Source organism: Hymenobacter sp. UV11 (genome assembly GCF_004684095.1).
In the GTDB taxonomy this organism is placed as follows: Bacteria; Bacteroidota; Bacteroidia; order Cytophagales; family Hymenobacteraceae; genus Hymenobacter.
Window position 1 is genome coordinate 1 of the sequence record NZ_SRII01000036.1, and the last position, 7,271, is coordinate 7,271.

Below are 7,271 nucleotides of genomic sequence, written 5' to 3' on the forward strand. Positions count from 1 at the left end.
CCCCATCAGCGTGGCGGTGGGCGACGTGGACGGCGACGGCGACCTCGACCTGCTCGCGGCCAACAACACCGGCAGCTCGGTGAGCGTGCGCCTCAACGACGGCAGCGGTAGCTTCGGCGGCACCCAGGACGTGACCGTGGGCTACAACCCCACCAGCGTGGCGGTGGGCGACGTGGATGGCGACGGTGACCTCGACCTGCTCGCCGCCAACGTCGGCGGCGGCGGCAACACGGTGAGCGTGCGCCTCAACACCGGCACGGGCAGCTTCGGCGGCGGCTCCGACGCGGCCGTGGGCAGCGCCCCCATCAGCGTGGCGGTGGGCGACGTGGACGGCGACGGCGCCCTCGACCTGCTCACGGCCAACTACAACGGCAACTCGGTGAGCGTGCGTCTCAACGACGGCAGCGGCAGCTTCGGCGGCGGCTCTAACCCGGCCGTGGGCAGCAACCCCTACAGCGTGGCGGTGGGCGACGTGGACGGCGACGGCGACCTCGACCTGCTCGCGGCCAACAACACCGGCAGCTCGGTGAGCGTGCGCCTCAACCAGAACGCGGCCCCCACCCTGAGCAGCCTCTCGCCCACGAGCGGGGCGGCCGGCACGGTCGTCACGCTCACGGGCACCAGCTTCACCGGGGCCACCGGCGTGAGCTTCAACGGCACGGCCGCCACCACCTTCAGCGTGACCAGCGCCACCACGGCCACGGCCACCGTGCCCACGGGCGCGACCACCGGCAACGTGACCCTCACTACGCCCGCCGGCACCAGCAACGGGATTCTGTTCACCGTGCCGCCGACGGTGGTGCGCGGCAGCCTGAACCCGGCGGCCAACGCCGAGTCGGCCCCCAGCGGCACGCCGGTGGCCGTGCCCTTCTCGCAGAACATCAACCCTGGCACGGCGGGCACCATCCGGGTGTTCAGCCAGCAGTACCGGGGGCGGCGCACGGCCACGGCCAGCACCAGCGGCAGCAGCGTCACGCTCACGCCCACGGCGGGAGCGCCGGGCAGCCCCTCGGCCGCGTTCCGGCCGGGCGAGACGGTGTTGGTGAGCGTGCCGGCCACGGTCAAGAGCACGGGCGGGGCGGCGGCCGTGCCCTACGTGTACCAGTTCACGGCGGCGGCCACGGGCGGCACGGGCAGCTTCGGCGGCGGCTTCGGCCCGGCCGTGGGCAGCGCCCCCTACAGCGTGGCGGTGGGCGACGTGGACGGCGACGGCGACCTCGACCTGCTCGCGGCCAACAGCAACGGCAACACGGTGAGCGTGCGCCTCAACGACGGCAGTGGCACCTTCAGCGGCACTACCAATGTGACCGTGGGTAGCAGCCCCTACAGCGTGGCGGTGGGCGACGTGGACGGCGACGGCGACCTCGACCTGCTCGCGGCCAACTACACTGGCGGCACGGTGAGCGTGCGCCTCAACGACGGCAGCGGCACCTTCAGCGGCACCCAGGACGTGACCGTGGGCTACAACCCCACCAGCGTGGCGGTGGGCGACGTGGATGGCGACGGTGACCTCGACCTGCTCGCCGCCAACGTCGGCGGCGGCGGCAACACGGTGAGCGTGCGCCTCAACACCGGCACGGGCAGCTTCGGCGGCGGCTCCGACGCGGCCGTGGGCAGCGCCCCCATCAGCGTGGCGGTGGGCGACGTGGACGGCGACGGCGCCCTCGACCTGCTCACGGCCAACTACAACGGCAACTCGGTGAGCGTGCGTCTCAACGACGGCAGCGGCAGCTTCGGCGGCACCCAGAACGTGGCCGTGGGCAGCGCCCCCTACAGCGTGGCGGTGGGCGACGTGGACGGCGACGGCGACCTCGACCTGCTCACGGCCAACTACAACGGCAACACGGTGAGCGTGCGCCTCAACAACGGCAGCGGCAGCTTCGGCGGCGGCTCTAACCCGGCCGTGGGCAGCCGCCCCATCAGCGTGGCGGTGGGCGACGTGGACGGCGACGGCGACCTCGACCTGCTCGCGGCCAACTTCGACAGCAACACGGTGAGCGTGCGCCTCAACGACGGCAGCGGCAGCTTCGGCGGCGGCTCCGACCCGGCCGTGGGCAGCGGCCCCATCAGCGTGGCGGTGGGCGACGTGGACGGCGACGGCGACCTCGACCTGCTCGCGGCCAACAACACCGGCAGCTCGGTGAGCGTGCGCCTCAACCAGAACGCGGCCCCCACCCTGAGCAGCCTCTCGCCCACGAGCGGGGCGGCCGGCACGGTCGTCACGCTCACGGGCACCAGCTTCACCGGGGCCACCGGCGTGAGCTTCAACGGCACGGCCGCCACCACCTTCAGCGTGACCAGCGCCACCACGGCCACGGCCACCGTGCCCACGGGCGCGACCACCGGCAACGTGACCCTCACTACGCCCGCCGGCACCAGCAACGGGATTCTGTTCACCGTGGTGCCTGACCTGACCATCAGCACGGGCACGGCGGCCAGCCCGGTGTCCATCGCGGCGGGCACCTACGGCAGCATCACCGTCACCAGCACCGGCTACGCCGTGCTCGGCGGGGCGGTGGTGGTGAACACGGGCTGCACGGTGAGCGGCGGGCTGACCACGGCCTGCCAGCCCCTGACGGGCGGCGGCAGCTTCACGCTGGCGGCGGGCGGCACGCTCGGCATCTGCGACGCGGCGGGCATCAGCGCCAGTAGCAGCACGGGGGCGGTGCAGGTCACGGGCACCCGCACCTTTGACCCCGGCGCGCGCTACACCTACAACGGCAGCGCCGCCCAGGTCACGGGCACGGGGCTGCCCGGCACCGTGGCCGCCCTCACGCTCAGCAACCCGGCCGGCCTCACGCTCACCGGCTCCGTCACGGCCAGCAGCGCGGCCACGCTCAGCAGCGGGGCGCTGGCCACCGGCAGCAACGCCCTCACGCTGGGAGCCAGCGCCACGCTGAGCGAAACCACCAGCGGCTACGCCACGGGCACGGTGCAAGCCACGCGCAACGTGGGCACGGCCGGCAGTACCGAGAGCTTCGGCGGCCTGGGCCTCACGCTGACCCCCAGCGGCGCTACCCTACCCGGCTCCACGCTCGTCAAGCGCACCACCGGCACGGCCCGCACCGGGGTGGGCACCAGCCAGAGCGTCAAGCGCGTCTTCGACATCCAGCCCACCGTCACCAGCGGCCTGAACGTGGCCCTGACGCTCACCGCCCGCGACGACGAGCGCAACGGCATCGCCGCCGCCAACCTGCGCCTGTTCAAGAGCGACGACGCGGGCAGCACCTGGCGGCAGCAGGCGGCGGCCACCTTCGTCACCACCGCCGCCACTGGCAGCCAGCCCACCACCTACACCGCCAGCCTGGGCGGCATCCCTAACTTCTCGCTCTGGACGCTGGGCGACGCGGCCAACCCGCTGCCGGTCGAGCTGGTCGGCTTCACGGCCCAGGCCGCCGGCCCCGCCGCCGTGGCCCTGGCCTGGACGACAGCCAGCGAAGTTAACAGTGCCTTCTTCGGCGTGGAGCGTAGCCCCGACGGGCTGGCCTGGGCCGAGCTAGGTCGGGTGGCCGCCGCCGGCAGCCGCGCCACGGCCCGCACCTACGCCTACCGCGATGCCGCCGCCCCGGCCGGCACCCTCTACTACCGCCTGCGGCAAGTGGACGTGGACGGCACGGCCGCCTACTCGCCCGTGCGCACCGTGGCGCTCACGGGCGCGTCGGCCGGCCTGAGCCTGTTCCCCAACCCAACCCACGGCGGCGCGGCCACCCTCACGGGCGCGCAGCCCGGCGCGGCGGTAATGGTGATGGACGCGCTGGGCCGCCCCGTGGTTTCGGTCATCGCCGATGCCACGGGCACGGCCGCGCTGGTGCTGCCCGCCGGGCTGGCCACGGGGGTGTACGTGGTGCGGGCGGGCAGCAAGGCCCTCCGGCTGACGGTGGAGTAAAGCCAGACGGTTGCTCGCTACTGAGCGGCCTAGCTCAGAAATCTAGACGACCACAAGACCCGCTCTCATTGGCAGCAGGTTTTGTGGTCGTTTGCAGTGATGTACAGGTGCCTAACGCGTGGTTTTGCGGCTGCGAAAAGCACTTATTAACTCAAACTAAACCCTCGTTTTGCTGAACAAGTAACTACCGAAGCCTCCCGTCCTGACCATCCAAGAAACGCTCCCTTGCTGGACGGATCCGGCGAGTGCCTTATCGAGCTGAAAATACAGGTTTTTGGGTCACTTTTTGGGCCGCTTTTTTTGGACGGTCTGTCAGTCCAGGATACGACCGTATAAGGGGTTATTCTTAGTTGGATACTGTTGGCGAATTGTTCCGTGGTTAAAAGAGATACCTTTAGCCCAGACTCGTCAGGCAGCTTTCAAGTGGTTAATTCTTCCAGCAACAGCTTAAAAACCAATTCGCCAACAGTATCCCGTTGTAACGAGAACCCCCAGGTAGGAACTCGTCGGCAGCTTGCCGTAGCGGCGGCCCGGTTAGGGCTGCGACCAGCCGCGGCGGGCATTGGCCAGCAGCGCCTGGGCCACGACGTCGGGCACCTCGACCGGGGGGTAGTGGCCGACCGCCGGCAACTCGGTGACCACGGCGCGGGGATAGCGGACGTGCGCCGCCTGTAGCATAAGCGGTCCGGAAACCGGGTCTTGCAGGCCCCAGACCAGCGCCAGGGGAATCGTCTCGCTGGCCTCGGCCAGGGCCTGCTCCCAGACCGCATGGTACTGCGCGCGCTCAGTGTTAAAGCGCAGCAGGCGGGGTAAGAGCAGCGGGCCGTCTTCCCGGGCGATGCCCGGCCACACCCGGTCGAATGCCGCGGGCGAGCGGGGCCGGCCGGCTACTTCGGCCAGGCTCCGCTGCATGGCAGTGCGCCCAATCAGCCGGGCCACCAACGGGCCGATAATCGGGGTCGAGAGCAGCCGCTGGACCCGCGTCGGGCGGTACTGGGCGTACAGGATCCCCGCGTTGAGCAGCGTCAGCGAGGAGAACGTGATTCGGGAGGAGCCAGCGGCGCGCCGGCGCAGTAATTCCTGCACCACGGTGACCCCGTAGTCGTTGGCGGCGACGGCCACGGTGGAGAGGTGGCGCGCGGCCAAGATAGCCTCGACGATATCCGCCTGCGCGGCGATGGCGTAGGTGCGCCGGGGTTTATCCGAATAGCCAAAGCCCAGAAAGTCCGGGGCAATCACGCGGGCGTGGCCGGCCAGGTGCTGGGCCACCCCCTCCCAATCCAGCGACCAGGTGGGAAAGCCGTGCAGGAGCAATACGGGGGGTAGGTCGCGGCTGCCGGTATCCACCACAAACACCGAGTCCCCGGACGGGACGCGCTCGCGGTGGCCCTGGGCCAGCCAAGGGTCAGGGGTCGTCTGGGTAGTCGCTGCTGGATAGCTCGTCATGTTCTGCTCAGTTGCCGCTACAGGCGGGATGGTTTTGCTCGTGTGTTCGCCCACCGGCTTGGTCTGAGCGGCCCCCGTGCAAGCGCATAGGGCGAGTAGGAGCCACGGGCTGCTACGAAGGCTGGCCGCGACCCGGCGCCGGGGGGCTCCGGCCGCAGCAGGCCGGTTAAGCGCATGGGTTGAGCGTGCGAGTTGAAAGTCAGGGCGCATACGTGAAAAGTGCTTTGGAACTACCCAGCAGGGTAAGAGGTGGCCACGACACGCTCCGGCTGCCCGGTTGCCGGCAGTTGCGAGCGGCAGGAAATGAGTAAAGGGGAGTGGCTACCCTAGGCTAGCCCGCGCTTGAGCGTCGGCGCCCGCGCCCGGCTAACGACTACTTCCTCGGCAGCCGGGGGAGGTAGCTCCCGCCGCCGCTTGCCGCCTAGGTAGAGGAGGAGTTTAGCGACGGACGACGGCGGAACCAGGTACTGGCGGGTGACGCGAAAAAACGGCTGCGCCTCGACCTGCCTTTCCAGCGGTTCGCGCTTATCGGGCGGCTTGTCGGACGGGTGCGCCCTCCTGCCCGAAGACCTGATGGGGAGGCCCGGCCGCGGGCCTTGGCGGGGCAGTAGCTCCCGGCCGGGCGCCCACGGGCCGGCTTCGGTAATCAGGACGGTTGGCTGGTTCATGACGGGCAGGTTTTGATGGGACAAAACAAGCCGTGCCAAACCGGGCCCGCGTTAACAATTGTTAAGAAGTTATTTTCGGCCGCGGATGCGGCTGAGCGACACGGCTGTAATCCCGAGAAAGGAGGCGATGTAGTGCTGCGGCACCCGCCGGATGATTTCGGGCTGTTGCGCCAGCAAGGCGCGGTACCTACTCGCCGGGCTGTCTTTGATGCGGGCAATGAACAGGTGCTGGTAGTAGAGCAGCCGTTGTTCGACGTACCCCACGTAAACGGCCTGCCAGTAGCTCGAACGAGTTTTCAGTTCTTCAAACTCCGGATGGCCGATGCTGTAGACCACCGTTGGCTCCAACGTTTCCACGTTGTACCAGCTGGGCTCCCCCGCCAGTAAGGTTTCCATCGAGGACACAAAGCTGCCTTCAAAGCCAAAATTGATGGTGACGTCTTTGCCCTCGTCGGTCGTGAACCAGCCGCGGCACCCCCCCGTTTCGATATAGAACAGCTTCTTGGCCCGCAGGCCTTGCTGGACCAGCAAGCACTTGGCCGGAAACTCCTCCCGGCTAAAGTCCGCCGCGATATGGGCCAGAAGTTCGGCGTGACCAAGCATGGCCAAAGCTAGTGCCGCCGCCGCTACTTTTCCTGGAAGCAGCGAGCACCTTGCCGGAAAAGCGAACGCGAACTTCTGGACCGACCTTTTAACCAAGGCCCCGATGGCTTCGCGTGTAAATCCGTCCAGTTGGAAGAAGCGCCCCTATAATGAAGTGGGGCTCCTTTGGCTAGTGTACCACTTCGACGACCGGATTGGCAAATCGGAGCAGCAAGTAGCGGTTGTCAATCGTATTGACGACTAGTTCTAACTGCTCTTCGACCCACGTAGCGGTGAGCAATAAGCTCACGATACCCATCCCCTGTTCCAAGGGAACGAAGCGTTTGCTTACGGCCTCCTCCTGACAATGCGCCGCGCGCCACTGGTGAATCAGTAGATGACAGGGCCCCTCGTGGTAGTGCTGGGTAGCGAGCTCCCAACACCCGGTAAAATGAATTTCTAGGCGCTGATGGTCCATGTCATAGCAAAACTTGGAAGCGACTTCGTCATCAAACGAATAAGCGAGTGCCTGTGACATTAGGATAGCGCAGCAGAAGCCTGGCGGTCAAGTAGACGCTGGACCTGTTTTTGGGAGAAGGCCCCTCCCCTCCTAGCGGTAAAGCCGAGCGCGTTTAACTCCCCCGCAATGCGCTCACAACTCAGTCCCTGCGCCCGCCGGGCCAAAATCA

Annotated in this window: 6 protein-coding genes; 1 reads left to right on the forward strand and 5 read right to left on the reverse strand. The window is 68.1% G+C overall.

Annotated elements, in window-relative coordinates; translation table 11 throughout:
* A partial coding sequence (locus tag E4631_RS25380; RefSeq protein WP_205704323.1) for an S-layer family protein occupies positions 1-3,886 on the forward strand: 3,886 nt, incomplete at its 5' end.
* A gap of 534 nt (positions 3,887-4,420) precedes the next feature.
* Here the strand turns inward: E4631_RS25380 and E4631_RS25385 are convergent.
* The 5 genes from E4631_RS25385 to E4631_RS27165 form a co-directional block, all read right to left on the reverse strand.
* Positions 4,421-5,200, reverse strand: coding sequence for an alpha/beta fold hydrolase (locus E4631_RS25385; RefSeq protein WP_166648008.1), 780 nt, complete (start codon positions 5,198-5,200; stop codon positions 4,421-4,423).
* Positions 5,201-5,658: 458 nt separating this feature from the next.
* A complete protein-coding gene (locus tag E4631_RS25390; protein WP_133656712.1) occupies positions 5,659-6,000 on the reverse strand; it encodes a hypothetical protein in 342 nt (113 codons plus the stop codon).
* A 69-nt stretch (positions 6,001-6,069) separates the two neighbouring features.
* Complete coding sequence (locus tag E4631_RS25395; RefSeq protein WP_133656711.1) at positions 6,070-6,603, reverse strand: Crp/Fnr family transcriptional regulator; 534 nt, start codon at positions 6,601-6,603, stop codon at positions 6,070-6,072.
* 169 nt (positions 6,604-6,772) lie between these two features.
* Positions 6,773-6,913, reverse strand: a complete 141-nt coding sequence (locus E4631_RS26170) for a hypothetical protein (RefSeq protein WP_166648007.1) — start codon at positions 6,911-6,913, stop codon at positions 6,773-6,775.
* A gap of 206 nt (positions 6,914-7,119) precedes the next feature.
* Entirely contained in the window at positions 7,120-7,266 is a 147-nt protein-coding gene (locus tag E4631_RS27165; RefSeq protein WP_368027890.1) for a recombinase family protein, read from the reverse strand.
* Positions 7,267-7,271 lie beyond the last annotated feature (5 nt).